Origin of the sequence: Micromonospora sp. NPDC049240, from assembly GCF_040647835.1 — a bacterium.
Taxonomy (GTDB): domain Bacteria; phylum Actinomycetota; class Actinomycetes; order Mycobacteriales; family Micromonosporaceae; genus Micromonospora.
In genome coordinates this window covers 82,667-108,654 of record NZ_JBEZCX010000015.1, presented here as the reverse complement: position 1 = coordinate 108,654, position 25,988 = coordinate 82,667, and the positions used below count along the sequence as shown (strand labels likewise).

33 protein-coding genes and 1 pseudogene are annotated in these 25,988 nt (G+C 73.4%); 18 read left to right on the top strand and 16 right to left on the bottom strand.

Features of this window, described 5'->3' with window-relative positions; all coding sequences use genetic code 11:
* Nucleotides 1–107: 107 nt before the first annotated feature.
* On the top strand, nt 108–884 hold the full coding sequence (locus tag AB0B02_RS23145) for a peptidoglycan DD-metalloendopeptidase family protein (protein WP_357303347.1): 777 nt from the start codon (nt 108–110) through the stop codon (nt 882–884).
* A 42-nt stretch (nt 885–926) separates the two neighbouring features.
* Here AB0B02_RS23145 and AB0B02_RS23140 read toward each other — a convergent pair whose 3' ends face one another.
* The 5 genes and pseudogenes from AB0B02_RS23140 to AB0B02_RS23120 form a co-directional block, all read right to left on the bottom strand.
* Nucleotides 927–1,424, bottom strand: a complete 498-nt coding sequence (locus AB0B02_RS23140) for a TspO/MBR family protein (protein ID WP_357303344.1) — start codon at nt 1,422–1,424, stop codon at nt 927–929.
* A 146-nt stretch (nt 1,425–1,570) separates the two neighbouring features.
* On the bottom strand, nt 1,571–1,717 hold the full coding sequence (locus AB0B02_RS23135; RefSeq protein ID WP_013288160.1) for a GPGG-motif small membrane protein: 147 nt from the start codon (nt 1,715–1,717) through the stop codon (nt 1,571–1,573).
* 42 nt (nt 1,718–1,759) lie between these two features.
* A complete protein-coding gene (locus AB0B02_RS23130) occupies nt 1,760–2,485 on the bottom strand; it encodes a metallophosphoesterase (protein ID WP_281937476.1) in 726 nt (241 codons plus the stop codon).
* 10 nt (nt 2,486–2,495) lie between these two features.
* Complete coding sequence (locus AB0B02_RS23125; RefSeq protein WP_281938565.1) at nt 2,496–2,705, bottom strand: hypothetical protein; 210 nt, start codon at nt 2,703–2,705, stop codon at nt 2,496–2,498.
* A 56-nt stretch (nt 2,706–2,761) separates the two neighbouring features.
* A pseudogene (locus AB0B02_RS23120) lies at nt 2,762–3,346 on the bottom strand (nucleotidyltransferase); the annotation flags it as partial.
* A gap of 136 nt (nt 3,347–3,482) precedes the next feature.
* Between AB0B02_RS23120 and AB0B02_RS23115 the strand changes: the two are divergent.
* A complete protein-coding gene (locus AB0B02_RS23115; protein ID WP_281937472.1) occupies nt 3,483–4,211 on the top strand; it encodes a dTMP kinase in 729 nt (242 codons plus the stop codon).
* Here the strand turns inward: AB0B02_RS23115 and AB0B02_RS23110 are convergent.
* Entirely contained in the window at nt 4,196–4,885 is a 690-nt protein-coding gene (locus tag AB0B02_RS23110) for an SDR family NAD(P)-dependent oxidoreductase (protein WP_281937470.1), read from the bottom strand. The two genes, AB0B02_RS23115 and AB0B02_RS23110, sit on opposite strands and share 16 nt — an antisense overlap.
* A gap of 259 nt (nt 4,886–5,144) precedes the next feature.
* Between AB0B02_RS23110 and AB0B02_RS23105 the strand changes: the two genes are divergently transcribed.
* The 3 genes from AB0B02_RS23105 (at nt 5,145) to AB0B02_RS23095 (ending at nt 8,445) form a co-directional block, all read left to right on the top strand.
* A complete protein-coding gene (locus AB0B02_RS23105) occupies nt 5,145–6,059 on the top strand; it encodes a MurR/RpiR family transcriptional regulator (protein ID WP_107157071.1) in 915 nt (304 codons plus the stop codon).
* Nucleotides 6,056–7,003, top strand: coding sequence for an N-acetylmuramic acid 6-phosphate etherase (gene murQ / locus AB0B02_RS23100; RefSeq protein WP_357303338.1), 948 nt, complete (start codon nt 6,056–6,058; stop codon nt 7,001–7,003). Before AB0B02_RS23105 ends, murQ begins: the two co-directional genes overlap by 4 nt.
* 452 nt (nt 7,004–7,455) lie before the next feature.
* Nucleotides 7,456–8,445: a sigma-70 family RNA polymerase sigma factor gene (locus AB0B02_RS23095; RefSeq protein ID WP_281938564.1), complete on the top strand. Its 990-nt coding sequence runs from the start codon at nt 7,456–7,458 to the stop codon at nt 8,443–8,445.
* A 69-nt stretch (nt 8,446–8,514) separates the two neighbouring features.
* Here AB0B02_RS23095 and AB0B02_RS23090 read toward each other — a convergent pair whose 3' ends face one another.
* Complete coding sequence (locus tag AB0B02_RS23090) at nt 8,515–9,480, bottom strand: C40 family peptidase (protein ID WP_281937466.1); 966 nt, start codon at nt 9,478–9,480, stop codon at nt 8,515–8,517.
* Nucleotides 9,481–9,765: 285 nt separating this feature from the next.
* Between AB0B02_RS23090 and AB0B02_RS23085 the strand changes: the two genes are divergently transcribed.
* Entirely contained in the window at nt 9,766–10,275 is a 510-nt protein-coding gene (locus AB0B02_RS23085; protein ID WP_357303334.1) for a DUF6232 family protein, read from the top strand.
* 7 nt (nt 10,276–10,282) lie between these two features.
* On the opposite strand, the gene AB0B02_RS23080 is transcribed toward AB0B02_RS23085, so the two are convergent.
* Nucleotides 10,283–10,612, bottom strand: coding sequence for a DUF3817 domain-containing protein (locus tag AB0B02_RS23080; RefSeq protein ID WP_281937463.1), 330 nt, complete (start codon nt 10,610–10,612; stop codon nt 10,283–10,285).
* 25 nt (nt 10,613–10,637) lie between these two features.
* A complete protein-coding gene (locus AB0B02_RS23075) occupies nt 10,638–11,057 on the bottom strand; it encodes a hypothetical protein (protein WP_357303331.1) in 420 nt (139 codons plus the stop codon).
* Between the two features lie 122 nt (nt 11,058–11,179).
* Between AB0B02_RS23075 and AB0B02_RS23070 the strand changes: the two genes are divergently transcribed.
* Genes AB0B02_RS23070 through AB0B02_RS23060 form a run of 3 tightly spaced genes read left to right on the top strand, consistent with a single transcriptional unit; the run spans nt 11,180 to nt 12,368 of the window.
* On the top strand, nt 11,180–11,479 hold the full coding sequence (locus AB0B02_RS23070; RefSeq protein WP_281937459.1) for a DUF6158 family protein: 300 nt from the start codon (nt 11,180–11,182) through the stop codon (nt 11,477–11,479).
* Complete coding sequence (locus AB0B02_RS23065) at nt 11,479–11,796, top strand: SRPBCC family protein (RefSeq protein WP_281937457.1); 318 nt, start codon at nt 11,479–11,481, stop codon at nt 11,794–11,796. The genes AB0B02_RS23070 and AB0B02_RS23065 overlap by 1 nt, the downstream gene beginning before the upstream one ends.
* 11 nt (nt 11,797–11,807) lie before the next feature.
* On the top strand, nt 11,808–12,368 hold the full coding sequence (locus AB0B02_RS23060) for a DUF1360 domain-containing protein (RefSeq protein WP_357303328.1): 561 nt from the start codon (nt 11,808–11,810) through the stop codon (nt 12,366–12,368).
* Nucleotides 12,369–12,423: 55 nt separating this feature from the next.
* On the opposite strand, the gene AB0B02_RS23055 is transcribed toward AB0B02_RS23060, so the two are convergent.
* From AB0B02_RS23055 to AB0B02_RS23045, 3 genes are read right to left on the bottom strand one after another with little or no spacing between them, the layout of a single operon-like run.
* A complete protein-coding gene (locus tag AB0B02_RS23055; RefSeq protein WP_107157081.1) occupies nt 12,424–12,627 on the bottom strand; it encodes a hypothetical protein in 204 nt (67 codons plus the stop codon).
* A 25-nt stretch (nt 12,628–12,652) separates the two neighbouring features.
* A complete protein-coding gene (locus AB0B02_RS23050; RefSeq protein WP_091069627.1) occupies nt 12,653–12,877 on the bottom strand; it encodes a hypothetical protein in 225 nt (74 codons plus the stop codon).
* A 49-nt stretch (nt 12,878–12,926) separates the two neighbouring features.
* Nucleotides 12,927–14,024: a 3-deoxy-7-phosphoheptulonate synthase gene (locus AB0B02_RS23045; RefSeq protein WP_357303480.1), complete on the bottom strand. Its 1,098-nt coding sequence runs from the start codon at nt 14,022–14,024 to the stop codon at nt 12,927–12,929.
* A gap of 252 nt (nt 14,025–14,276) precedes the next feature.
* Between AB0B02_RS23045 and AB0B02_RS23040 the strand changes: the two genes are divergently transcribed.
* Entirely contained in the window at nt 14,277–14,492 is a 216-nt protein-coding gene (locus tag AB0B02_RS23040) for a hypothetical protein (RefSeq protein WP_281937453.1), read from the top strand.
* Here the strand turns inward: AB0B02_RS23040 and AB0B02_RS23035 are convergent.
* A complete protein-coding gene (locus AB0B02_RS23035; protein ID WP_357303325.1) occupies nt 14,467–15,177 on the bottom strand; it encodes a phosphodiesterase in 711 nt (236 codons plus the stop codon). The genes AB0B02_RS23040 and AB0B02_RS23035 overlap by 26 nt on opposite strands.
* Nucleotides 15,178–15,257: 80 nt before the next feature.
* Between AB0B02_RS23035 and AB0B02_RS23030 the strand changes: the two genes are divergently transcribed.
* From AB0B02_RS23030 to AB0B02_RS23000, 7 genes are all read left to right on the top strand, one after another.
* The gene (locus AB0B02_RS23030) at nt 15,258–16,550 is read left to right on the top strand and encodes a pitrilysin family protein (RefSeq protein WP_281937449.1); all 1,293 of its coding nucleotides are present in this window, start codon (nt 15,258–15,260) and stop codon (nt 16,548–16,550) included.
* The gene (locus tag AB0B02_RS23025; protein ID WP_357303321.1) at nt 16,547–17,890 is read left to right on the top strand and encodes a pitrilysin family protein; all 1,344 of its coding nucleotides are present in this window, start codon (nt 16,547–16,549) and stop codon (nt 17,888–17,890) included. The genes AB0B02_RS23030 and AB0B02_RS23025 overlap by 4 nt, the downstream gene beginning before the upstream one ends.
* A gap of 96 nt (nt 17,891–17,986) precedes the next feature.
* Entirely contained in the window at nt 17,987–19,009 is a 1,023-nt protein-coding gene (locus AB0B02_RS23020) for an aspartate-semialdehyde dehydrogenase (RefSeq protein ID WP_357303318.1), read from the top strand.
* A gap of 108 nt (nt 19,010–19,117) precedes the next feature.
* Nucleotides 19,118–19,798, top strand: coding sequence for a TMEM175 family protein (locus AB0B02_RS23015; protein ID WP_357303315.1), 681 nt, complete (start codon nt 19,118–19,120; stop codon nt 19,796–19,798).
* 66 nt (nt 19,799–19,864) lie between these two features.
* Nucleotides 19,865–20,281: a CBS domain-containing protein gene (locus AB0B02_RS23010; protein ID WP_107157087.1), complete on the top strand. Its 417-nt coding sequence runs from the start codon at nt 19,865–19,867 to the stop codon at nt 20,279–20,281.
* Between the two features lie 155 nt (nt 20,282–20,436).
* Nucleotides 20,437–20,808, top strand: coding sequence for an SCP2 sterol-binding domain-containing protein (locus AB0B02_RS23005; protein WP_357303311.1), 372 nt, complete (start codon nt 20,437–20,439; stop codon nt 20,806–20,808).
* On the top strand, nt 20,808–22,868 hold the full coding sequence (locus AB0B02_RS23000) for a glycogen debranching N-terminal domain-containing protein (protein WP_357303308.1): 2,061 nt from the start codon (nt 20,808–20,810) through the stop codon (nt 22,866–22,868). The genes AB0B02_RS23005 and AB0B02_RS23000 overlap by 1 nt, the downstream gene beginning before the upstream one ends.
* A 26-nt stretch (nt 22,869–22,894) precedes the next feature.
* Here AB0B02_RS23000 and AB0B02_RS22995 read toward each other — a convergent pair whose 3' ends face one another.
* Together AB0B02_RS22995 and AB0B02_RS22990 are read right to left on the bottom strand one after the other, a co-directional pair.
* Nucleotides 22,895–23,287, bottom strand: a complete 393-nt coding sequence (locus tag AB0B02_RS22995) for a VOC family protein (RefSeq protein ID WP_357303305.1) — start codon at nt 23,285–23,287, stop codon at nt 22,895–22,897.
* Between the two features lie 10 nt (nt 23,288–23,297).
* Nucleotides 23,298–23,897 (bottom strand): alpha/beta hydrolase fold domain-containing protein, encoded by a 600-nt coding sequence (locus tag AB0B02_RS22990; protein ID WP_357303477.1) that lies wholly within the window; start codon nt 23,895–23,897, stop codon nt 23,298–23,300.
* A 44-nt stretch (nt 23,898–23,941) separates the two neighbouring features.
* Between AB0B02_RS22990 and AB0B02_RS22985 the strand changes: the two genes are divergently transcribed.
* Nucleotides 23,942–24,694: a lysophospholipid acyltransferase family protein gene (locus tag AB0B02_RS22985; protein WP_281937436.1), complete on the top strand. Its 753-nt coding sequence runs from the start codon at nt 23,942–23,944 to the stop codon at nt 24,692–24,694.
* Between the two features lie 490 nt (nt 24,695–25,184).
* Here the strand turns inward: AB0B02_RS22985 and AB0B02_RS22980 are convergent, their stop codons facing one another.
* Nucleotides 25,185–25,928 (bottom strand): hypothetical protein, encoded by a 744-nt coding sequence (locus AB0B02_RS22980; protein WP_357303301.1) that lies wholly within the window; start codon nt 25,926–25,928, stop codon nt 25,185–25,187.
* Nucleotides 25,929–25,988: the final 60 nt, after the last annotated feature.

Genomic DNA, 25,988 nt, shown 5'->3' with positions numbered 1-25,988 from the left:
AATTCGGACACCGGCACTGGGCGCGCTCCCAGGGATCTTCCGTCGAACGGAACTTTCTGCCACGCTGTCCGTATCAGATTGAAGACTTTCAACATAGGAGGTAGTGGATGCGCAAGCGGTGGCTCAGTCTGGCGGCGGGTGTGGCGGTCCTGGCCGCGACCCTGGTCCCGGCGGCGCCGGCGATGGCCGCGCCGACGTTCAAGGTTCCGTTCCCGTGCAACCAGTCCTGGTCCGGCCAGACGCGGACCAATCACAGCCCGGCCAACGCGATCGACTTCAACCGCACCGATGACCTCGGCGACCCGGTGGTGGCCAGCGCGCCCGGCACCGTCGACGTGGTGACGAACCTCGGTGACACGAGCTACGGCAAGTACGTCCGGATCAACCACGGCGGCGGCTGGACGACCTACTACGCGCACCTCAACGCGTTCAACGTCTCGGTCGGGCAGACCGTCGGCTACGGCCGGGTGATCGGGTACGTCGGCACCACCGGCGGCTCCACCGGCCCGCACCTGCACTACGAGCAGCGCTCGAACGGCAGCGCCGTGAAGATCAATTTCAACGGCGCGCAGGCCCTCTACTGGGGCACGAAGACCTACACCAGTGACAACGGCTGCGCCGGCGCGGACACCGGGGCCGGCACGGTGAACACCGCCGGCACGGCCCTGACGGTCCGCTCCGGGCCGGGCACCGGCTACAGCGCGGTGGGCACGGTGGCCGACGGGGCCAAGGTGACGATCTACTGCCAGACCAGCGGCACCAGCGTCACCGGCACGTACGGCACCAGCTCCATCTGGGACCGGATCGGCTCCGGCCGGTTCATCTCCGACGCGTACGTCTACACCGGTTACGACGGGTACATCCCCGGCGTGCCCCGCTGCTGACCCCGGTGGGCGCGGGGGTGTCGGCTCCCGCGCCCGCCCCGGTCAGGCGTTCAGTCGCCAGATGGCGAAGTTGAGCGCGGCGGCGAACGTGACCCACGCCCAGTACGGCAGCATCAGCAGCGTCGCCGGCCGGGACACCCGCCGGAACAACGCCACGGTCACGCCGATCGCCAGCCACATCAGCACGATCTCGGCGAACGCCAACCCGTAGCGGCCGGCGCCGAAGAAGAGCGGCGTCCAGACCGCGTTGAGCACCAGTTGGACGCACCAGGCCCAGAGCGCGGGGCCGAACCCGACCCGGCGCCAGACCAGCCAGCCGGCGATCGCGATCAGCGCGTACAGCACGGTCCACACCGGGCCGAACAGCCACGACGGCGGTGCCCAGGCGGGCTGTTCCAGGCTCTGGTACTCCGCGGAGGTGCCCCGGACGCCCAGCCCGCCGATGGCGGCGGCGGCGAACGTGGCGGCGCCGAAGCCGAGCAGGGCCCACCACTTCCGGGCCCCGGCGGTACGCCGGCCGGCGCGTTGCGACATCTCCATGGTCGAGATATTGCCGCTGGCCGGGGGAGGCAAACCCCGCCGGATACGGAAAACGCCGGGATCGTCGGGTCCGGACGCTCCGGTCTGGGAGGACAGAGCGCCGGGCCCGACGACCCCGGCGGGTCTCGGGTGCTGCGGACGGGCGGTTACGTGTTGAAGATGCTGACACCACCCGGGCCGACCAGCAGGCCCACGACGATGAGAACGATGCCCCAGAGGATCTGTCGGCGGAAGAGGGCAAGAATTCCGGCGACCACGAGTACGACTGCGAGAATCCAGAGAATCAGCTCCATGGCGGCTGGATACCCGCCGGCCCGATCCCGGAAACCTCCCTCTCAGTCGACCTGATCCCCGAGGTGGAAGACGCTGTAGGCCTGCTTGATCACGGGGTGCGCGACGTTACGGACCCGCACCCCGCCCGGCGTGGTGCCGCGCTCGGTGCCGTGGTGGGCGTGCCCGTGCAGGGCCAGTGCGGTGGGCGCCGAGTCGATCGCCTGCCCGAGCTGGTAACAGCCGAGGAACGGGTAGATCTCCAGCGGCTCGCCGGCGAGCGTGTCCGGCACGGGGGCGTAGTGGGTGAGCGCGACCAGCGCGTCGCACTCCAGCGCGAGCAGCGCGGCCGCCAGCGCGTCGGCGCTCTCCCGGGTGGTCCGCACGAACGATTTCATCTCCGGCTCGCCGAAGTCGCTGGCGCAGCGCCCGGCGAACCCGCCGCCGAAGCCCTTCACACCGGCCACGCCCAGCCGCCCCCCGGGGCACTCCAGCACCGTGCCGGTGCCCTCCAGCACGGTGATCCCGGCGTCCTGGAGCACCTTGACCACCTGCGGCACCTGGTCGCACTGGTGGTCGTGGTTGCCGAGCACGCTGATCACCGGCACGCCGAGATCGCCGAACTCCCGCGCCACGCAGCGCGCCTCGGCCTCCGTGCCGTGCCGGGTCAGGTCGCCGGCGAGCAGCAGCACGTCGGCGCAGTCCGGCAGCTCCTCCAGCGCCGGACGGAACCGGCCCACCACGTCCTCGTCCACGTGCACGTCGCCGACGGCGGCGATCCGGATCACCATCGAACCTCCCTCACGGCAGTTCCTCCACCTGGGTGGGCGCCTGCGTACGGATCACACCGATGTCGCTGGTCACCGGCGTGTCCGGGAAGCGCTCGGCCACCCGCCGCAGGATCTCCTCGCGCCGGTGCGGGCTCTCCACCTCGCCGGAGAGCACCAGCCCGCGCTCGCGGCGCAGCACCGTGATGCCCTGCTCGGCCACGGACGGGTCCTCCGCCAGCATGTTCTGGATCTCCGCCTCGACGTACTCGTCGGGCGGCACGTCGCCGGGCTGTCCGGTCACGGGGTCTCCCTTCCGCCGGGCACGCCGTCGGGCAGCACGTCCAGCCGGTCGAGCAGCACCAGGAACGCCTCCGCGTACGGCGAGTGCTGCGTTTCCTTGCGTACCCGGTCCCAGTCGATCTGTTCCCGCAGCGAGCGGGCGAGCGGCAGGGCGCGGGCGAAGTCGCAGTAGTGCTGGGAGAAGCTGAGCAGCTTGTGCACCATGAGCTGGCTGGCCGAGAGCACCGGCATGTGGATCGCGTCGACCGGCCGCACGATGGTGTCGGCGAAGGTCTCCTCGGTCACCGGGGTCTCGATCGGCCGGTGGATCAGGTCCACCATCCGGCCCTCGTCGTAGACCTTGACCAGCCAGTCCTCCGGCGGGCGCTCGGCCGTGAAGCCGGCCTCGACCAGCGCCTCCAGCGCCCGGTCGACGTCGGCCTCGCGGAGCAGGAAGTCGACGTCGTGGTCGCTGGAGTGGCCGCCGTGGGCGTACACGGCGAAGCTGCCGCCCAGGGCGAACGGGATCTCGGACTGCTTGAGCACGGCGGCGACCTTCTTCAGCGTGTGGACCAGGGTCTCGTCCCCGCGCTCGGCCATCTGGCTCTCCCGTCGTCGTCGTGGGCGGTGAGATTGAGTTGCCTACCCGGCGGACGCTCCGGTCACACCTTCCGCATCCACCTGGGGAGGAACACGACAAAAGGGCGCTTGCGAGCATCCGTCGGATAACCTCGGGGAGGTGGCCAGCTCACTGCGGACGCGGCGCGGCGGAGCCCGACTGCGCACCGTCGCCCTGATCGGTATCGACGGCTCGGGCAAGACCACCCAGGCCCACCTGCTCGCCGAGGCGCTGACCGCGGCCGGCCACCGGGCCACCTACCACCGCAACGCCGGCGGTCGACGCTGGCTCGGCCGGCTCGCCCAACGGGTCGGCCGCCCGGACGCGCAACGCCTCGTCGGGCGCGACGGCCTGCTCGCGGTCGAGTCCGTGCTGCGGTGGCTGGCCATCGCGCTCGCGCTGCTGAGCTGCCTGGCGACCGGCCGCACGGCGGTGATGGACCGGTGGTCCGTCTGCCAGTACGCCAGCATCCGGGCGCACGGTGGGCAGCGCTGGGAGCGGCTGGCCCGGGCCGGCTACCGGATCTTCCCGCCGCCCCGGGTCACCATCCTGCTGACCGTGGACCCGGCCGAGGCGTACCGGCGGATCGAGCGGCGCGGCACCGACCACGAGAGCATGCGGTGGCTCACCGCCGCCGACGCGGCCTACCGGGCGCTGCCGGAGTACGCCGGCTTCGTGGTGGTGGACGGCAGCGGCCCGCCGGAGGAGGTGTCCCGCCGGATCCGGGCGCACCTGAGCGAGTGGCTGCCGGACGACCCGTCCACACTCGCCGGCCCGTCGCCGGACGGCACCCCGCGCCCGTCGGGCGGCGGCCGGGACGGCCCGGTGCCGGCTCAGGCCCGCCCGTAGACCGGGACGCTCGCGCCGCTCGTCGGGGCGGACTCCGCGCCGGCCAGGAAGCGGATCACCGCCGCGATCTCGGCCGGCGGCACCCACCGCCGGTGGTCCGCCTCGGGCTGGGCGGCCCGGTTGGCCGGGGTGTCGATGACGCTGGGCAGCACCGTGTTGCAGCGCACCCCACGCGGTCGGTACTCCACCGCGATCGCGTTCGCGAACGCCTGCACGGCGGCCTTGGCGGTGGCGTAGCCGGCCGCGCCGGGGAACGGGGCCACCGCCGCCCGCGCCGACACGCAGACCACCGCGCCGCCGCCGGCCGCGACCAGGTGCGGCAGCGCCGCCTGGGTGACCAGGTAGGTGGGGCGCAGGTTGATCCGCAGCATCCGCTCGAACTCCTCGACCGGCGTCTCGTGCACCAGCCCGCCGCTGGCGTACCCGCCGACGAGGTTGACCACGGCGCGCAGCGGCGCCGCGGGCTCGGCGGTGGCTGTCGTCACCGCCCGCGCGGCCCCTTCGGGAGTGAGCAGGTCCGCCACCACGGGGACCGGACCGGACGGCTCGGTCGTCGTCGGGCCGCCCTCCCGACCGGGTACGACCACCCGCCAGCCGTCCCGCAGGAACGCGGCGGTGACCGCGCCGCCGAGCCCACCCGTGCCTCCGGTCACCAGCACCGTCCGATCCGCCATGGCCACACGTTAGCCGCCGGGCGCGTGCGGGGCGGTTCGGCCGGCTGACCGGTGCTTCGGCGGCGGCCGTCCGGGCCGAAAGGACGGCGTGCGGTCGATCGGACGATCCTCCGGCGGGCGCGAGTCGACCGGACCGGAGGAGGCGGCCGGGCTGCGGTGATGGGACCCTGGGCACGGGGATCGGGCGCGGATGGCGGTAAATTTCCCGATACGCGGCGTCATGGTTGACGCTTACGCCCAGTGAAAGTAAGTTTCATCCGTGGCGAAGAGTCCGAAGATTTCTGCGAGTCACGAGCCCGGTGGACTGATCGTCCACATCAGCGGCCTCCTGCCCTCGCTGTCCCCGGCCGAGCAGCGGGTGGCCCGGCTGGTCGTCGCCGATCCGGCGGACGCGGCCCGGCGCACGATCACCGACCTCGCCACCGCCGCCGAGACATCCGAGGCGACCGTGATCCGGTTCTGCCGCTCGGTCGGCATGAACGGCTACCCCCAGCTGCGGATCCGGCTCGCCGCCGAGGCCGCCCGTCGGGTCGAGCCGCCGGACGCGCGGGTCGTCGGCGGCGACATCCCGCCCGGCGCCGACCTGGCCCAGATCATCGCCACCATCGCGTTCAACGACGCACGGGCCGTCGAGGAAACCGCCGAGCAGCTCGACCCGGCGGTCTGCGAGCGGGTGGTCGAGGCGATCGGCGCGGCCGGCCGGATCGACGTCTACGGCGCGGGCGCCAGCGGCTTCGTCGCCTCGGACTTCCAGCAGAAGCTGCACCGCATCGGCCGCATCGCGTTCTACTTCCCGGACGTGCACACCGCGCTCACCTCCGCCGCGCTGCTGGGCCGCGGCGACGTCGCGGTCGGCATCTCCCACACCGGCACCACGTCCGACGTGATCGAGGTGCTGGAGCAGGCCCGGGCGCGCGGCGCCACCACGGTGGCGCTCACCAACTTCCCCCGCTCACCGATCACCGAGGTCGCGGACCACGTGCTCACCACCGCCGCCCGGGAGACGACCTACCGGTCCGGCGCGACGGCCAGCCGGCTGGCCCAGCTCACCGTGGTCGACTGCCTCTTCGTCGGGGTGGCCGCCCGGAGCCGGGCCCGCACCAAGAAGGCCCTCGAAGCCACCGCCGAGGCGGTCCAGTCGCGTCGGGTGGGTCCCGGGCGGAGGCGGGCATGACGGCGGGTCGGGTGGAGCGGGACGAGGTGACCACGGTGCGTCCGGTGGTGCGGGTCGGCGCGCCGACCGAACGGCGCAACCCGCACAGCGTCGACCTCGACCTGATGTCGACCCGGGACGTGCTCGCCGTGATCAACGAGGCCGACCGGCGGGTGCCGGCCGCGGTGGCCGCCGTGCTGGACGAGATCGCCGAGACCGTCGACCTGGCCGTGGCCGCGCTGCGCGGCGGACGCCGGGTGCACTACTTCGGCGCCGGCACCTCCGGCCGCCTGGGCGTGCTGGACGCGGCCGAGCTGGCCCCCACGTTCAACTCGCCCCGGCACTGGTTCTGCGCCCACCTGGCGGGCGGCCCGGAGGCCATGTGGCGGGCCGTCGAGGACGCCGAGGACGACGAGCGTGGCGGCGCCGCCGAGGCCGCCAAGTGTGTCCGCGCCGGGGACCTGGTGGTCGGCCTGGCGGCCAGCGGGCGCACCCCGTACGTCCTCGGGGCGCTCGCCGCGTCCCGGTCCCAGGGTGCCGGGACGGTGCTGCTCTGCGCGAATCCGGAGGCCGAGGCCGCCACGTCGGTGGACGTGTTCATCGGGGTGGACACCGGTCCCGAGGTGGTCACCGGGTCGACCCGGATGAAGGCCGGCACCGCGCAGAAGCTGGTGCTCAACACGTTCTCCACGGCCGTGATGGTGCGTCTCGGCCGGGTCTACTCGAACCTGATGATCGACATGGTGGCCACCAACGCCAAGCTGCGCGGCCGGATGATCTCGATCCTGGTGGAGGCCACCGGCTGCGCCGAGGAGGTCTGCGCCGTCGCGTTGCGGGAGGCCGACGGCGACCTCAAGACCGCCCTCGTCTCGCTGGTCTCCGGCGCCGAGGTGCCCGCCGCCCGGGCCGCCCTGGCCCGCGCCGCCGACCAGGTCCGCGGCGCCCTGGCCCTGCTCGCCTCCTGATTCCACCCGATCCCACCCGCCGGGCGCATCCGCCCGGCGGGTGCGACGCGTATCACGTGGCGGGAGGGGACGGCTCTCCCCGTGCGGATTGTTCAACGAGGCGGAGGGTAATCCTTCCCGTGGCTGAACCCACCGGTCCACGGGCGCGTATCACGCAGTGACCAGGATCCCAGAGCGGCGGTGACGCGGCTCGCTGTGTTCATGGAAAACGCAATGGTGCCATTCCATGGGTGACGGCGATTCCGCTGCTCCGGGCCGCGTCCACCGGGGGGTCCGCAGACCGCCGAGCAGGGGTCCTGACAGGAAACATGGACCCGGCTCTCAGCTAGCACTCAGGCATTCGTGACAGTTTCGACTCACGGCATGGAATCCCCGACACGTCACATCTGTTGTGTAGGTGTCAGCACCTACGGGCACAGCGGAGGTTACGGGGAGGGCTGATGAACGTGGGGATGGCAAGGAACCGGGCAACCGGCGCGAGCGAGGGGACCGTGGCAATCGTGGACAAGAACATCGGCATGCGTACCGACGAGGTCGCCGAGGAGCGGGACCTGGTCGGCGTCTACCTGCACGAGATCTCCCGGACGCCGCTGCTGGACGCCGCCCGGGAGGTGGACCTCTCCAAGTCGATCGAGGCCGGCCTCTACGCCGAGCACCTGATCGACTCCGACCGGATCCCCGACGGGGCCACCCGGGAGGAGCTGGAGCGCGTGGTCGCCGACGGCGAGCGGGCGAAGGACCTGTTCATCCGCGCGAACCTGCGGCTGGTCGTCTCCATCGCCCGGCGCTACGTGCGCTCCGGCATGCCCATGCTGGACCTGATCCAGGAGGGCAACACCGGCCTGGTCCGGGCGGTCGAGAAGTTCGACTACGAGCGGGGCTTCAAGTTCTCCACCTACGCGACCTGGTGGATCCGGCAGGCGATCAGCCGGGCGATCGCCCAGCAGGAGCGGACCGTACGGCTGCCCGTGCACCTGGTGGAGGACGTCAACCGGATGCGCAACGTGGCCCGGCAGCTCACCCGCGAGCTGGGCGCCGACCCCGAGCCGGAGCAGATCGCGGCCTCGCTCGGCGTCACCGTCGAGCGGGTGAACGAGCTGGTCCGCTGGTCGCAGGACACCGTCTCGCTGGACACCCCGGTGGGCGACGACGGCGACACCAACCTCGGTGACCTGGTCGCCGACAGCGACGCCCCGTCGCCGGAGGAGATCGTGCTCACCGGCCTGGAGCGGCAGCGGATCGAGGGGCTGCTCAACCACCTCGACGACCGGTCGGCCGGCATCATGCGGGCCCGCTACGGCCTGGAGGACGGGCGGGAGCACTCGCTGACCGAGGTCGCCTCCCGGTTCTCGCTCTCCCGGGAGCGGATCCGCCAGCTCGAGATCCAGGCCCTCGGCCGGCTCCGCGAGCTGGCCCGCGCCGAGGGGCTACAGGCGGCCTGACCTGGTAGTAATGAACGACGAAACGGCCGGCGTCCGACAGGGGGACGCCGGCCGTTTCGCTGCCGTGGATCAGACCCGGCCGTAACCGGCGATCGACATGATGTTCATGCCGCGTTTGCTGACGTTGCGGCCCGCGCTGGGCGCGTCGATGATCTGACCGCCGCCGACGTAGAGGGCGACGTGCCCGAGCCCGGAGTAGAACACCAGGTCACCCGGTTGCAGCGCGCTGCGGCTGATCCTGGTCGTGGCGCTCCACTGGGCCGCCGCGTTGTGCGGCAGCGACTTCCCGGCGGCCCGCCAGGCGGCCAGCGTCAGGCCCGAGCAGTCGTAGCTGCCGGGGCCCTCGGCACCCCACCCGTACGGCTTGCCGACCGCGCCGTAGGCGTACCGCACCGCCACCCCGGCCTTGCCGGAGACGGCCGGCGGCTTACCCGCCGAACTCGCCTTGGCCGGCGCCTCGGTGGCCCGCCCGTACGCCTGGCGGCGCATCTCGTAGAGGCGGGACAGGTCCCCCTCGATCCGCTTCTTACCGGCGGCGAGCTGCTTGGCCTGCGCCGCCTCCCGGGCCAGCGTGACGTCCAGCTTGGTCTTCTGGTCGATCAGCCGGCGCTGGTCGGCGGTGAAGCCGGTGATGGTGCGCTGCCGCTGGCGGGTGAGCTGGTCGAGCGTGCCCAACCGTTCCGGCAGCGCGGCGGTGCCGCCCGGCTCCAGCAGCGCCGCCGCGGTGCGCATGCCGCCGGTCTTGTACGCCGTGGCGGCCAGCACGGCCACGTCGGCGCGGCTCCGCTCGGCCTGTTCCTGCAACGGGCCGATCTTGGCCGCCAACGTGGCGGCCTCGGCCTTGTTGGCCTTGATGTCCTCGTTGAGCTTGTTGTAGGACTCGACGATTCGCTCCAGCTCAGTCGAGGACTTCTCGATCTGCTTCGTCAGCTCGGCGGGGGTGGGCTCGGCCCGAGCCACCGACGCCGGGGCGAGCAGCGCGGCCGACAGGCCGGCCACCGCCAGCGAGCGGAGCAGCATCCGTAAGGACGACAAGAGCGGAAAGCTCCTCTCCACGGTCGGCGGGCCGCGTCTGGACGACCCGTCGACGCCGGGCCGGCGCCATCCAGGCGGATGGCGGTCGACCGGACCGACCTGGACAACCTAACCCGTGATCGGAGTGAACGGGAGTTCAAGCAGGGGCGAAAGTTGGCAAAGTGTCGGAAAGTGACAATGATGACGTTCACGGTCGGTGACCGTTTTCCGGCATGGCGAATGCGCCACACAATGGGACCCGGATCCGGGATTCCCATCGCGGGATCCGTGCCCCGGGAGGCCACCGTGCAGACCGACCGCTCCGCCACCCACCCGCCCCGCGCCACCGCGCCCGGCCTGCTCTACGCCCGGCCCGGCATCGTCGTCACCGCCGAACGCTTCACCGTCGGCCGCACCAGCTGGCCGGTCGCCGAGATCACCCAGCTCCGGACCGCCCGCGGCCCGCACGACCGGCTCGCCGTCCGGGCGGTCGCCGCCACCGCCGCGCTCATCGCGTCGGCCGGGCTGCTGCTCGGCTTCACCGGCGGCCTGCAACGGCTCACCGCCGGGGCGTACCTCACGCTCGGCGCGGTCGGGCTGCTGCCGCTGCTGCTCGTGCTCGTCGGCGACCGCTGGCGGCCCCCCGCGTACGAACTGTGGGGCCGGCTCCGGGGCACCGAGGAACTGCTGTTCAGCAGCGACGACGAACGGCAGTTCGGTCAGGTCGCCGACGCGCTGCGCCAAGCCCGGGAGCGGGCCCGCCGCGACGGCCGGACCGACCCGCCGAGCACCGGCCCGTGGCGCCCGACGCGCTGAGCCCCGGTCAGCCGGCCACCGGCTCCGGGGTGCGCGACCGGCGCTCGGCGGCCACCCAGTGGCTCACCCGCCGCTCCGCGTAGAACGAGACGAACGGCACGGTGCCGGCCAGCATCACCAGCAGCATCCGCTTCAGCGGCCAGTCCGCCCGGCGGGACAGGTCGAACGTCAGCGCCAGATAGAGCATGTAGAGCCAGCCGTGCGCGACACCCACCACGGCCACCACGCTCGGGTTGTCGAAGCCGTACTTCAGCGGCATGCCGATCAGGACCAGCACCACCAGCGCCACGCCCACGATCCAGGCGATCACGCGGTACCGGGTAAGGGCTCCGCCCACCGTCGTCCGTCCTTCCGCACCGGCCTCAGCCGGGATAGTCGCCGGGCCGGGCGCCCGGATTGGCGTTCAACCAGGAAAGGTAGCGGTTGTACGCGGCCAGCTCGCCGTCGTCCGCGCCCTCGGTCGGCGTCGACGGCACCCGGGCGACGCGCACCGGCCGGCGTACCGCCGGGGTCGGCGCGACCGGCTCGTCGCCGGCGGTCGCCGGCGGCGCGTCCTCCGCCGACGGACCGGGCGCGGCCCGCAGCGCCTGCCGCACCTCGCGCCACCAGACGAAGACCACGAAGCCGGCGAAGACCGGCCACTCGATCGCGTACCCGAAGCTCAGCGCGTTGCCCCCGGCGGCGCGGGTGACCTGCCACCAGCCCAGCCCGAGGAAACCCACCACCAGCACGACCATGGCCACATGGCGGGCGATCCACGCCGGTGTCCGGAGCCGCTGCATGCCATCGAGGGTACCGGGGCCGGCGGTCGTCTCCGACGCGGCGTCGTAGGTGGCGTGGGTTTGGTGGCACAGCGGGTGGGCATCCGTCTAGTCGCCAGCCCGAACGAGACGAGGGGGCGACGATGACCGAATCGGTACGCCGGGACACCAGCCCGGAGCAGCGCGTCACCGAGTGGGACGGTGACCACGCCCGCGCCGGGGCCACCGACGGCGACCTGCCCGGCGTGGATCCCGCCGAGCTGAGCGACGAGGACCTGATCCGGGAGGTGCAGAGCCTGCACCGGACCCGGCTGGACACGCTGCGGCACGCCACCGACTCCGCGCTCGCCAACCACCTGCGCCGCACCGCGGAGCTGGAGACCGAGTACCTGGCCCGGCACCCCGGCCGGGAGATCGACCCGCACCGGCTGCGGGACGCCTGATGGCCAGCCACGCCGAGCGCGGCATGTCCGCGCCGCCCGAGGTGGTGTTCAACACCGCCACCGACCCGGACCGGTCCGCCGCCTGGCTGCCCGAGGAGCTGCGCGGCTCCGGCGCCTGCCGGGTGGAGGTGCTCGACGCCGACGACATGCGGGCGCGGTGGAGCAGCGCCGACTGGTCCGCGGAGATCGACGTGGAACCGGCCGACGCCGGTGGCGCCCGCGTCCGGCTGGACCTGGCCGGCCCCGATCACGGCCTGGCCGACGAGATCCTGGCCAACCTCGACCGCGAGGTCGGCGACAACCTGACCGCCGGCTGAGCCCGGCCGTCATGACGACGAGGGAGACCGGGTTGACCGGGAGTGGCCTGAAGCAGAAGGTGGCGCGTCTGCGCCAGGCGTACGCGCCGCACGAGCACCGGCCGCTGGAGGGCTACCTGAAGGCGATGGGCACCTACGCCGGCGTGACCGGCGCGCTGGTCGGGCTGGTCCGGGCCACCGGCCGACCGGTGCCGGAGCGGCCCTCGCCCGCTGACGTGGTGCTGCTCTCGATCGCCACGCACAAGCTGAGCCGGCTGCTGTCCAAGGACGCCATCACCAGTCCGCTGCGGGCCCCGTTCACCCGCTACGACCACCCGATCGGCAGCGGCGAGGTGATGGAGCAGGTCCGGGACGAGGGCAGTCCCACCCGGCACGCGCTCGGCGAGTTGGTGAGCTGCCCGTTCTGCCTGGCGGTGTGGGTGGCCACCGGGCTCACCGGCGGCCTGGTGCTGGCCCCCCGGCTGACCCGGCTGGTGGCCACCGCGCTGACCGCGGTCGCCGCGTCCGACTTCCTCCAGATGGGGTACGCGGTGGCCCAGCGGGCCGCCGAGGGCGGACACCACGGGGAGTGACCGTACGACGAAGGGGCCGGCGCGTACGCGCCGGCCCCTCCGTCGTGCCGCTCGATCAGGTAGGGGTGGTGCCGTGGTCCTCGCCGGCCCAGCCGCGTGACGTCTCCGGCTCCCGCTCGTCCTCCCCGGTGACGATGTCCCGGTCCACCGCGGTGCGGTCGTGCTCGTTGGCGAAGTCCGGCTCCGGCAGCGTGTCCACGCCCTCCGGGGGCTGGCCGAGCGCCGCCAGGTGCTCGTGCTCGGGTTCGCGGTCGGTCATGTCGGGTCCTCTCGTCGGCGGGGGCTCAGGCGACCGTGCCGCCCAGCAGGTCCGCCACCTCGTCCACCGCGTACTCGCCCTGGGGGAGCGCGGCGATCCGGGTGAGCAGCTCCGCCGGAAGCTCGGCGGCCACCGCGCGGCGGTAGATGTCGGTCTGACTGATCCGCTCCTGGCCGTGGTAGAGGTCGTCGAGCAGGTCGTCGAGCGGCCTGGTGTCCGGCTGCTCGGTCACGGGCGCGTCATCGGTCACGCCGACCACCTACCCGGCCCCGAACCGGTCAAACGCCGCCCAACGGAGCTCAGGCGGGGGTGGGCAGCGCGGCGCGGCGGGCGCGGACCGCCTGGGCCAGGTGGTCGAGCACCTCGTCGGTGGTGTCCCAGCCGATGCAGGCGTCGGTGATCGACCGGCCGTACTCCAGCTCCCGGGTCGGGTCCAGGTCCTGCCGGCCGGCGTGCAGGAAGCTCTCCAACATGATCCCCACGATGCCGCGCTGCCCGGCGGCGAGCTGCCCGGCCACGTCCGCGGCGACCACTGGCTGGTTGCGGTGGTCCTTGCCGCTGTTCGCGTGACTGGCGTCGATCACCACGCGTTCGGGCAGTCCGGCGGCGCGCAGCAGGTCCAGCGCCCCGGCCACCGACTCCGCGTCGTAGTTGGGCCGGCCACCACCGCCGCGCAGCACCAGGTGCCCGTCGGCGTTGCCCCGGGTGTGCATGATCGCCGGGATGCCGGAGACGTCGATGCCGGGGAAGACGTGCGGTACGCCGGCCGCCCGGATCGCGTCGACAGCCGTGCCGATGCTGCCGTCGGGGCGGTTCTTCATGCCGATCGGCATGGACAGGCCGGAGGCGAGCTGCCGGTGCACCTGGCTCTCCACGGTCCGGGCGCCGATCGCGCCCCAGGCCACCGTGTCGGCGATGTACTGCGGGGTGATCGGGTCGAGGAACTCGCAGCCCACCGGCAGGCCCAACCGCAGCACGTCGAGCAGGAGCGCCCGCGCGGTCCGCAGACCGGTGTTCACGTCGCCCGAACCGTCAAGCGCCGGGTCGTTGATCAGACCCTTCCAGCCCACGGTCGAGCGCGGCTTCTCGAAGTAGACCCGCATCACCACGAGCAGGTCGTCGGCGACCCGGTCGGCCGCCTCACGCAGCCGTCCGGCGTACTCCAGCGCGGCGGCCGGGTCGTGCACCGAGCACGGGCCGACCACCACCAGCAGCCGGTCGTCGGCGCGGTCCAGCACCCCGGCGACCGCGCGCCGGCCGGCGATGACGGCCTCGGCGAGCGGCGCGTCGAGCGGCAGGTGATGGTGGAGCAGGGCCGGGGTGGTCAACGGCACGACGCGGTCGATCCGCTGGTCGATGACCCGGCGGGCGTCCGGAGACGTGGTCACGGTGGGAATCCTTCCGCCGACCGCGCCCCGGGGCCGGCGCCCAGGGTGTCGAGCCGGCTGCTCGCATGCGAAAGGGCAGGGAATCATCCCTGCCCGGCCGGCTCGAAGAGGAGGTGACGTCAGCTCACGGTCGAGTCACCGGCTCCTCCAGCCGGCTGCCTAAACCATCGATACGACCGCGTCACGTCAGCCAGCGTACCCGACGCGCCCGGGAATGCCCGTGCCGTTCCGCCAAGCGGGACGCGGGGTATGGGAGAAGCCATGAGCCATCATCAGAGCGACCAGGACCGGATCGAATCCCGTGCGCACCTGCTGCCCGAGGAGGCGGCGGCGGGCAGCGACGACGCGCAGGCCCAGGCCGACGCGATCCTCGCCGAATCGGATCTCCGGGAGGAGGACCAGAACGCCGCCCCGGACACGGTGCTGGAGCACCGCACGTCCGCCGAGACCGTCACCCCCGTCGAGCCTCCCGACTGAGCGGCGCGCCCCGGCCGCGGCGGGACCCCCGGTAACTGGCGTCCCGCAACCGGGCCAGCGGGCCGGTCAGCCGCAGCCCCGGCGGCACGTTGCCGATCGGGTCGAAGGCCGGCACGGCGTCCTCCGGGCCGCCGTGCCGGCCGCTCAGGCGTACCTCGCCGAACGGCCGCCACGGACCCACCGCCGAGGCCACCGCGAGCACCAGCCGGGGCTCGTCGCCGGTCACCGCCGCGTCGGCCTCGGCCAGCGTGCGACCCAGGTCGGGTGAGTCCGGGTCGGCCAGCACGGCCAGGAACAGCCGCCGGGCCCCGGCCCGGAACGACATGATCGAGGTGTACGTCCCGGTGAAGCGCCGCCGGGGCAGCGGCAGGTTGCGCAGCACCGGCGCGGCGCCGCTGGAACTGACCAGCAGATCGATCGGCGGTTCCGGGTCCCGGTGCAGCCGGACCGCCACGCCCAGCACGTCCGGCCAGCCGGGCGGCGTCGGCGTGCCCTTGGAGAGCCGGACCGTGGCCGGCCACCGGCCCGGCAGGTCCAGCAGCGGCACCCCGGTCGGCGGTCCCGGCGTACCCCAGATCATCGCCTCGGCGGCGAACACGCGACCGGCGGGATGCAGCAGCCGGGCGTGCCGGAGCCGGGCCAGCGCGGCGGCGGCCCGCTCGACGGCGGACGGTGCGGGGGTCATGCCGAGCTGATACCCCGTCGCGCGGCGACGACGCGGGCGCGGCTCCCCTTTCCGCCCACCGGATCGGATAGCGTCGTGCCATGCCCGACAGCGGTTTCCCCTGGCCGATCGAGACGACCCGACTGGACAACGGCCTGCGTGTGGTGGTGAGCGAGGACCGCACCGCCCCGGCCGTGGCGGTCAACCTCTGGTACGACGTGGGGTCCCGCCACGAACCGGCGGGCCAGACCGGCTTCGCCCACCTCTTCGAGCACCTGATGTTCGAGGGCTCGGTGAACGTGGCGAAGACCGAGCACATGAAGCTGATCCAGGGCGCCGGCGGCTCACTCAACGCGACCACCAACCCGGACCGGACCAACTACTTCGAGACCGTTCCGGCCGAACACCTGGAGCTGGCGCTCTGGCTGGAGGCCGACCGGATGGGCGGCCTGGTGCCGGCGCTCACCCAGGAGACGCTCGACAACCAGCGCGACGTGGTGAAGAACGAACGGCGGCAGCGCTACGAGAACGTCCCCTACGGCGACGCCTGGCTGCGGCTGCTGCCGCTGCTCTACCCGCCCGGCCACCCCTACCACCACGCCACGATCGGGTCGATGGCCGACCTGAACGCCGCCGACCTGGCCACCTTCCAGACGTTCCACACCACCTACTACGCGCCGAACAACGCGGTGCTCACCGTGGTCGGCGACGCCCCCGCCGCGGAGGTGTTCGCGCTGGCCGACAAGTACTTCGGCGGCCTCGCGCCGCGCCCGGACATCCCGCCCGCCCCGGACGGCCGCACCGTGCCGGCGACCGGCCGTCCGGCGGTGGAGACGGTCACCGCCGACGTGCCCGCCCCCCGCGTCTACCTCGCGCACCGCACCCACCCGTTCGGCGCCACCGGGTACGACGTGACCACGGTCCTCGCCACCGTGCTGGGCAGCGGCCGGGGCAGCCGGCTCTACCAGCGGCTCGCCGACGGGGAACGGATCGCCCAGCCGGACCTGATCGGGGCGTACGGGGTCGACCTGGCGCACGCGCCGGCCCCGCTGATCGCCACCGCCACCGCCCGCCCCGGGGTGACCGCCGAGCGGCTGCGCGACGGGCTGGCCGAGGTGGTCGACGAACTGGCCACCGTGCCGGTGACCGCCGCCGAGCTGGACCGGGCCAAGGCGCTGCTGAGCACCTCGTGGTGGCGGCAGATGTCCACCGTGGACGGCCGCGCCGACACGCTCGGCCGCTACGCCACCCAGTTCGGCGACCCGGCCCGGGCCGCCGACCGGCTGCCCGGCTGGCTCGCCGTCACCGCCGAGCAGATCGCCGAGCAGGCCACCGAGCTGCTCGGCGCCGCCGACCGGGCGATCCTGACCTACCTGCCCGAGGAGACCTCATGACGCTGATCGCCACCCGTCCCGGCCCGGGCGCCGCCCGCGCCTACCGGTTCCCCCAGGTGGTCCGGCGGACGGTGGCCGGTGGTCAGGTGGTCGCCGCGCACCTGCCCGGGCAGAACCTCGCCGTCGCGTTGCTGCTGCTCGACGGCGGCGCCGGCCGGGAGCCGGTCGGCAAGGAGGGCCTCGGCGCGGTGCTGGCCAAGGCGCTGGAGGAGGGCACCGCGCACCGGGACGCCACCGCGTACGCGCTGGCCGTCGAGGCGCTCGGCACCGAGCTGGTGGCCGGGCTCGACTGGGACTCGTTCCAGGTCAGCGTGCAGGTCCCGGTGGAGCGGCTGAGCGCCGCGGTGGAGCTGATGGCCGAGGCGGTCCGCACGCCGCGGCTCGATCCGGCCGACGTGTTGCGGGTCCGCGACGACGAGGCGACCGCGCTGCGGATGGACTGGGCCAACCCGGGCCCGCGCGCCGACGCGGTGCTGCGCGCTGACCTGTTCGGCGTGGCACACCGGTGGGGCCGCCCGCTCTACGGCGACCCGGGCAGCGTGGCCGCGCTGGAGGCGGACGACGTCACGGTCTTCCACTCGGAGTGGTTCATCCGCCCCGGCACGCTGATCGTCGCCGGCGACCTGGAACGGATCGACCTGGAGGCACTCGGCGCGGCGGCGTTCGTCGGCACCGGTGGCGGCCCGGTCGACCGGGGCGGCCCGATCGACGTGCCGCTCGCCGACCGGCGGCGGGTCATCCTGGTCGACCGGCCCGGCTCGGTGCAGTCGACGCTGCGGCTGGGCCACCCGTCCCCGCACCGCGGCCACCCCGACCACGTGCCGATGACGCTCGCCGGCACCGTGCTCGGCGGCGCGTTCACCTCCCGCCTCAACCACCTGATCCGTGAGGTGCGCGGCTACACGTACGGGATCCGGGGCGACTTCGCCTCGTCGCGGCGGTTCGGCCGGTTCGCGGTCAGCTCCGGCGTGCAGACCGCGGCGACCGCGCCGGCGCTCGTCGAGTCCGTGGGGGAGGTCTCGCGTACCCGGGAGACCGGGGTGACCGAGGAGGAGCTGGAGGTGGCCCGCTCCTGGCGGGCCGGGCAGCTCTCGGTCGAGTTGCAGAGCCCGCGGGCGATCGCGTCGGCGCTCACCACGCTGGTGGTGCACGACCTGCCGGACGACTACCACGCCACGCTGCGCGAGGCGCTGCTCGCGGCCACCGTCGAGGAGGTCTCCGCGGCCGCCGCGACGCACCTGCACCCGGAGGCGCTGACGCTGGTGGTCGAGGGCGACGCGGCGGTGATCCGGGACGAGCTGGTGGCCGCCGACCTCGGCGAGGTGGTCGACCACGCGTGACCGGTGGGGCGGCGGGGTGTGTGATTCCCGTCGCCCCGGCCCGCGCGCTGGGAAACGCTTCCCGCCCGCCCGGCCCGGCTGGGTAGCCTCGCGGGCATGAGGATCGGCATTGTGGGTGCCACCGGCCAGGTCGGTGGCGTGATGCGGCAGGTGCTGGCGGAACGCGAGTTCCCGGCGGAGCAGGTGCGGTTGTTCGCCTCGGCGCGGTCGGCCGGGCGCGCGCTGCCGTGGCGCGACGGCGAGGTCACGGTCGAGGACGCGGCCACCGCGGACTACCGCGGCCTGGACATCGTGCTCTTCTCGGCCGGCAAGAGCACCGCGAAGGAGCTGGCGCCCCGGGTCGCCGAGGCCGGCGCCGTGGTGATCGACAACTCGTCGGCGTACCGGATGGATCCGGCGGTGCCGCTGGTGGTCGCCGAGGTCAACCCGCACGCCCTCGCCGACCGGCCCAAGGGCATCGTGGCCAACCCGAACTGCACCACGATGGCCGCCATGCCGGTGCTGCGCCCGCTGCACGCCGAGGCCGGGCTGGTCAGCCTGGTCGTCGCCACCTACCAGGCGGTCTCCGGCGCCGGCCTGGCCGGTGTGGCCGAGCTGGACGACCAGGTCCGCAAGGTGGCCGAGGGCGCGAGCGCGCTCGCCTTCGACGGCACCGCCGTCGAGTTCCCCGCGCCGCGCTCGTTCGCCGCGCCGATCGCGTTCAACGTGCTGCCGCTGGCCGGCTCGATCGTCGACGACGGCTCCGACGAGACCGACGAGGAGCAGAAGCTGCGCAACGAGAGCCGCAAGATCCTGGAGATCCCGGGGCTGAAGGTCTCCGGCACCTGCGTACGGGTGCCCGTGTTCACCGGTCACTCGTTGCAGATCAACGCCCGGTTCGCCCGGCCGATCGACCCGGCCCGCGCCCGCGAGCTGCTCGACGGCGCGCCCGGGGTGGCGCTGCGTGACGTGCCCACCCCGCTGGCGGCGGCCGGCCAGGACCCGACGTTCGTCGGGCGGATCCGGGTGGACGAGACGGTCGAGCACGGGCTGGCGCTGTTCTGCTCGAACGACAACCTGCGCAAGGGCGCGGCGCTCAACGCCGTACAGCTCGCCGAGCTGGTCGCCGCCGAGCGCTGACCCCGCCCGGGACCGCACCGCGGGAGGCGTCCGTGCCGGCACGGACGCCTCCGCAGCGGGTATGCGGGGCCGGTTGCCGGCGACCCGCGCCGGCGGGTGGGGGGAACGATGGCGACCGGATCGGGTACGGAGGACGCCGACGAGGTCGAGACCGGGCTGCGCTCGGACACGGCCCGGGCGATCGGGTTCAGCGACGCGGTCTTCGCCATCGTCGTCACCCTGCTCGTGCTCGACCTGCGTGTGCCCGAGGTGGCGCCGGGCGGGCTGCTGCGCGCGTTGCTCGACCAGTGGCCGGTCTACCTCGCCTACGTCACGTCCTACCTGTACGTGGCGGTGAACTGGCTGAACCACAAGGGGGCGTTCCACCGGGTCCGCTGCGCCGATCGGGGCCTGCACTGGGCGAACCTCGGGGTGCTGTTCAGCGTGGCGCTGCTGCCGTTCGTCACCGCGCTCGTCTCCCGCGCGGTGGAGAAGGGCGACGCGTTCGACGAGCGGGTCGCGGTCACCGCGTACGCGGTGGTCGGCGTCGCCCTCTCGGCGGCCTGGCTCTGGCTCTACCACTACCTGAGCCGGCATCCGGAGCTGCTTCAGGCGGGCGTGAACTCCCGGTTCTTCGAGGTCGAACGGGTCCGGGCGGCGCTCGGCGTGGTCGCGTACGCGATCGCCGGTCTGGTGGGCTGGGTGAGCGTGCCGGTGGCGCTTGTGGTGCTCCTGCTGCTGCCGCTCTTCTACGGGCTGTCCAGCAACGGCTCGTACGAGATCCGCCGGCGGATCCGGCGCCGGGGGTGAACCGCCCGAGTTACCCCGCCTGCGACGGCGGGTAGACCGCGGTGCCGACACCGAGAGGGGAGCACCATGACAACGGTCGGAGAGTTCATGACGACCCGGTTGGTGACGATGGACGGCAACGACACGCTCACCGCGGCGGCGCAGGAGATGCGCGACAGCGCCATCGGCGACGTGGTGGTGACCGACGGCGACAACGTGGTCGGCATCGTCACGGACCGGGACATCACGGTCCGGGGCGTGGCCGAGGACCGTAACCCCGCCACCACCCGGCTCAACGAGATCACCAGCAAGGACGTGGTGACGGTGAGCCAGTACGACGACGCGGTGGCCGCCGCCGACCTGATGCGCACATACGCGGTCCGCCGGCTCCCGGTCATCGAGGACGGGAAGCTGGTCGGCCTGGTGTCGATGGGTGACCTGGCGGTGGAGCGGGAACCCCAGTCGGTGCTCGCGGACATCAGCGCCGACGACCCCAACAACTGACCTGCCGACGCGGTGACGCCGCCCCCGGTTCGGGGGCGGCGTTCCGCATGTCCGGTCCGGTCGCCTCACCCGATCCGGGCGAGGTTGACCCGGGGCGCGGAGGGGACCCGTCCGGTCGACGAGGAGACCGCCGAGCGCGGGAGGAGTCACCTTCGATGGTGGACATGGCCACGAGATTCTTCGAGGACCTGGACCGGCGCGGGTTCGAGCCGCTGCTGGTCAAGACGTCCGGGACGCTCCGGTTCGACCTGCACGAAGGCGCGCGGACCACGCACTGGCTGCTGGAGGTCGACCGGGGCAACCTGCGGGTCCGGCAGGAGGACGGCGAGGCGGACACCGTGATCGGGACCGAGCCCCGGCTCTTCGGGGCGCTCGTCGACGGTGAGGAGAACGCCATCGCGGCGTTGCTGCGCGGCGACATGACAGTCGTCGGCGACCCCCGGCTCGTGTTGCAGATCGAGCGCGTCTTTCCGGGCCCGCCGGACTCCCGCGGGCCGCGCCACGCATTCGCCAGGAGGGCCGCCTGATGGCCGGGAACAACACCGTCCGGATCCTGGACGGCAACACGTTCGTGGTCTCCGAGGACACCGGGGACATCGAGGCCACGCCGACGGAACCGACCGGGCTGTTCTCCCTCGACACGCGGTACCTGTCGAAGTGGGTGCTCACGGTCAACGGCGAGCGGCTCAACGCGCTCTCCTACGACGACCTCCAGTACTACGAGGCGCGCTTCTTCCTGGTGCCCGGCATGGCCACGCACTACGTCGACGCGAAGCTGTCGGTCATCCGGGAACGGGCGGTAGGCGGCAGCTTCCGGGAGACGCTGACCGTGCTCAACCACGACGAGAACGCGGTGGACCTGGAGATCCGGATGGACGCCGGCGCGGACTTCGCCGACCTCTTCCAGGTCAAGGACGAGATCCTCAACAAGAAGGGCGAACTGTACGCCGAGGCGGAGTCGGACCGGCTGCGGCTGGGCTACCGGCGGGGCAACTTCAAGCGGGAGACGGTCCTCTCCGCGAACCAGCCGGCCCGCTACGACAATCGGGGCTTCGCCTGGAGCATCCACCTGGAGCCCAACGAACAGTGGGACGTCCTCATCGACGTGCAGACGTTCGCCATCGGCCCGGGTGGCCGGGACCTGCGGATGGGACTACGCGCACACGGCACCGAGCGGCTCGCGCTCCAGCACGACCTGGAGGAGTGGATCGACCGGGCCCCCAAGGTCAACAGCGAGCACGACCGGGTCGCCGCGACCTACCGGCGGAGCCTGGTCGATCTCGCCGCGCTGCGCTTCTCCCCGCTGTCGCTGGGCGGGCAGACGCTGCCCGCCGCCGGCCTGCCCTGGTTCATGACCATGTTCGGCCGGGACAGCATCCTCACCTGCCTCCAGGTGCTGCCGTTCGCACCCGAGATGTCGAAGACCACGCTGCGCATCCTGGGCGCGCTCCAGGGCACCCGGTTCGACGACTTCCGGGACGAGGACCCGGGCCGGATCCTGCACGAGATGCGGTACGGCGAGACCGCCGCGTTCGAGGAGCAGCCGCACTCGCCCTACTACGGCTCGGTGGACGCGACCCCGCTGTTCGTGGTGCTGCTCGATGAGTACGAGCGGTGGAGCGGGGACGTGGCGCTGGTCAAGGAGCTGGAACGGGAGTGCCGTGCCGCGCTGAAGTGGATCGACGACTACGCCGACCTGGTCGGCAACGGCTACATCTGGTACGAGCGGCGCAACACCGACACCGGCCTGGAGAACCAGTGCTGGAAGGACTCCTGGGACTCCGTCTCGTACGCCGACGGCACGCTGCCGCCGTTCCCGCGGGCGAGCTGCGAGGTGCAGGGGTACGCGTACGACGCGAAGATGCGCGCCGCCCGCCTGGCCCGGGAGTTCTGGGGCGACCCCGCGTACGCCGATCAGTTGGAACGCGAGGCGGCGGAGCTGAAGGCGCGGTTCAACCGCGACTGGTGGGTCGCCGACGGCGGCTTCTACGCGCTCGCCCTGGACCCGGAGGGGCGGCAGTGCGACGTGCTCAGCTCCAACATCGGCCACCTGCTGTGGAGCGGCATCGTCGACGACGAGCGGGCGCCGCAGATCGCCGCGCATCTGGTCGGGCCGCGGCTCTGGTCCGGCTGGGGGGTACGGACGCTGGCCGAGGGCGAGGTCCGCTACAACCCGATCGGCTACCACAACGGCACGATCTGGCCGTTCGACAACTCGTTCGTCGCCTGGGGCCTGCGTCGGTACGGCTTCGCCGACGAGGCGGCCACGGTCGCCAGCGGCATCCTGGACGCGGCCACCTACTTCGACGGCCGGCTGCCGGAGGCGTTCGGCGGCTACCAGCGGGAGCTGACCAAGTTCCCGGTGGAGTACCCGACCGCGTGCAGCCCGCAGGCCTGGTCGACCGGGGCGCCGCTGCTGCTGATCCGGACGATGCTGGGGTTGGAGCCGCACGAGGGGCACCTGGCGGTGGACCCGCAGCTGCCGATCGGCATGGGGCGGATCGAGGTGCTGGACATTCCGGGCCGGTGGGGCCGGGTGGACGCGTTCGCCCGGGGCCGGCTCGACCTGCACAACCCGACCGGCTGACCCCGGCCGGCTGAACCCTGGCCGGCTCAGTGGCCGGCGGGTGGCCCGTCGGCGTGCGCCTCGTTCGGCGGCAGCAGGCAGAACTCGTTGCCCTCCGGGTCGGCCAGCACGGTCCACCGGGGCAGCTCGCGGACCACCGTCGCGCCCGCCTCCAGCACGGCGGCGCGCTCCTCGGCGTCGCCGACCAGGTCCAGGTGGATCCGGCCGGGCGCGGGCAGCTCACCGGCCGGGCTGATCCACAGGTCCGGCCGCCGCCCGTGCGGGTCGCGCAGCAGCACCGCCTCGGCCGGCCCGAGCGTACGGCCGGCGAGCTTCGCCCGGTCCGCCTCCGCCACGGGCAGCCCGCTGACCGCGCTCCAGAACGGGACGAGCAGGTACGGATCGTTGCAATGGATGACTATCGCGGCTAGATCGGGCATACCACCGAACCTAGTCGGCCCGGGCCGCCGGCAGGACGTTGTCCAGGAACGCGGCGGTGACCGCGCGCAGGTCGGGGCGGGCAAGGTCGAGCGCGTGACCGCCGTGGGTGAGCCAGAGGTGCGTCGGGTGGCCGGCGGCGAGCAGCCGGCCGGCCAGCTCCACCGCCTGCGCGGCCGGCACCGGCACGTCGTCCCGGCCCTGCACCAGGAGCACCGGCACGCCGGCGCCGAGATGACTGGCGACGGTGGCGTCGGCGGTGGCCGGATCACCGGCGGCCGGCGGGTGCCCGAGCAGGTCGGCCCACGGGTCGTCGCCCGGGGGCCGGCGGCGCCGCTGCTCGTCGTCGAGCGGGTCGACAGGCGCCCAGTACGCCAGCGTGGCCGTCACGTCGCCCGGCCGGTCCACCCCGCGCAGGGCCAGGTGCAGGGCGAGCGTCCCGCCGGCCGAGTCGCCGCCGACCAGCAGCGGCCGGCCGTCCGCGGAGGCCCGGGCCGCCCGCGCGGCGGCGCGTACGTCGTCGAGCTGGGCCGGCCAGCGGGCCTCGTGCGAGAACCGGTAGTCGGCGGCGACCACCCGAAGGCCGAGCGACGCCGGCTCTGCCCAGGGCAGAGTGGCGCTACGGTCGGGTAACCTACGCGCGGTAAAGTTGCCGGATGCCGGAACTCGTGTACCCGCCCGTGATCACCGCCGCCAAGACGATGTTCCGCGCTCTCGACCTGCGCCTGGACGTGATCGGCAGCCACCACGTGCCGCGCACCGGCGGGGCGGTGCTCGCGTCCAACCACGTGAGCTACCTCGACTTCATCTTCTGCGGCTACGGCGCGCACGAGTCCCGCCGGCTGGTCCGCTTCATGGCCAAGGAGAGCGTCTTCCGGCACCGGGTCTCCGGCCCGCTGATGCGCGGCATGAAGCACATCCCGGTCAACCGCGCCGCCGGCGCCGGGTCGTACGCCGCCGCGGTCGGCGCGCTGCGCCGGGGCGAGGTGGTCGGCGTCTTCCCGGAGGCGACGATCAGCCGGTCCTTCACCGTCAAGGACCTCAAGAACGGTGCGGCCCGGATGGCGCAGGAGGCCGGCGTGCCGCTGCTGCCGGTGGCGCTCTGGGGCACCCAGCGGCTCTGGACCAAGGGGCGCCCGCGCACCCTGACCCGCCGGCACACCCCGATCACCATCCTGGTGGGGGAGCCGATGGACCCGGCCGCCTACCCGGACGCCACCGCCCTCACCGCCGACCTGCGCACCCGGCTGTCGGCGCTCGTCGACCGCGCCCAGCGGGACTACCCGGACCAGCCGGCCGGCCCGGACGACGCCTGGTGGCAGCCGGCCCACCTGGGCGGCGGCGCGCCCACCCCGGAGCAGGCCGTCGAGCTGGACCGCTCCGACCGCCGCTCCCGCAGCGCTTCCTGACCGTGCCGCCCGCGCGGGGGCAGGTGGCCTGCCTTGCCGCGCGGGTCGGGCCATGCCTTGCCGCGCGGGCGGGGAGAGCAATCCGGCAGCCTACGAACTTGATGGCGAGAATGGGTCACGGCCTGCGGAGTGCGGTGGGGCGAAAGCACGGCGGGCCGGACCGGACGAGGCCGCGCCGAGCCCGGCTCGCTTCCCGGCCCGGGCTTTCGCGTCGACTCCGGTCAGGGCTTCGCGCGTGGACCTGCCTTCCGGCCCCGGCCCCGGCCCCGGCCCCGGCCCCGGCCCCGGCCCCGGCTTCGCGGCGCGAGGCTCATGAGTCATCCATGCCATCAAGTTCGTAGGCCGCCCGGACACGTGGACTGGGCCACGTCGGGTCTACCCGGGCGCCGATCGGCAGGACCAGGCGGGCGGCCCTGCGGTCGGGCGGCCCTGCGGTCGGGCGGCCCTGCGCGGCCCCGGGCCGCATCGGGGGGACGACGATCGGCGAGGGTCAGCAGGCGGAGCCGGGTCGGTCGCGGGCCAGGAAGTCGAACCGCGGCCAGGGCGACTCCTCCGCCACCGGCTGACGGTAGTAGTCGTCGCGGGACAGGAACTCCACCGGCAGCGAACCGGGCAGGGTCACCACCCCCACCGTCGGGCCGGGGGACGCCGCGACCCGGGTGGCGAGCGCGTCCCGCTCCGGCGGGGACAGGTCGACCAGATCGGAGTGGGCCAGCCGGAACCCGGCCACCGCGCGGCGTACCTGCCGGGCCAGCGCGGTGACCAGGGCGACCGGGCCGGTGAGCGCCAGCGCCGGCTGCCGGATGGTGCGCAGCGCGTCGCAGACCACCCGCAGCTCCGCCCTGTCGTCGTCGATCTCGACCAGCTCCAGCCGGGACGGCCACTGCCAGCGGATCTGACCGCTGACCAGGCGGGACAGCCGGACCTGGCGCCGGTGCCGGGCGCCGGTCGGGCCGCCCCGCCCGGGGACCAGGGACAGCTCGGAGCCGGTGCAGAGGTACGCCAGCCGCCGGTCGGTCACGGTGACCGACGCCGCGTCGGGCAACGCCCAGCAACGGACGTCCTCGGTGGGGCCGAGCAGGTGACCGGTGACCGGCAGCCGGTGCTGGGCGAGCAGCCGCTCACCGGGGTCGAGCACCAGCGCGTAGCGCCGGTCGAGCAGGGGACGGCTGGGGTCGTCGTCGGCGTCGAAGCGGTGTGGCCCGATGAAGAAGGGTGCGGCGTCCTCCGGCACGGTACGACCTCCCGGGACGGTTGGCGGTACCGGTGAGCCTGACCGATCACCGGGGCGGCT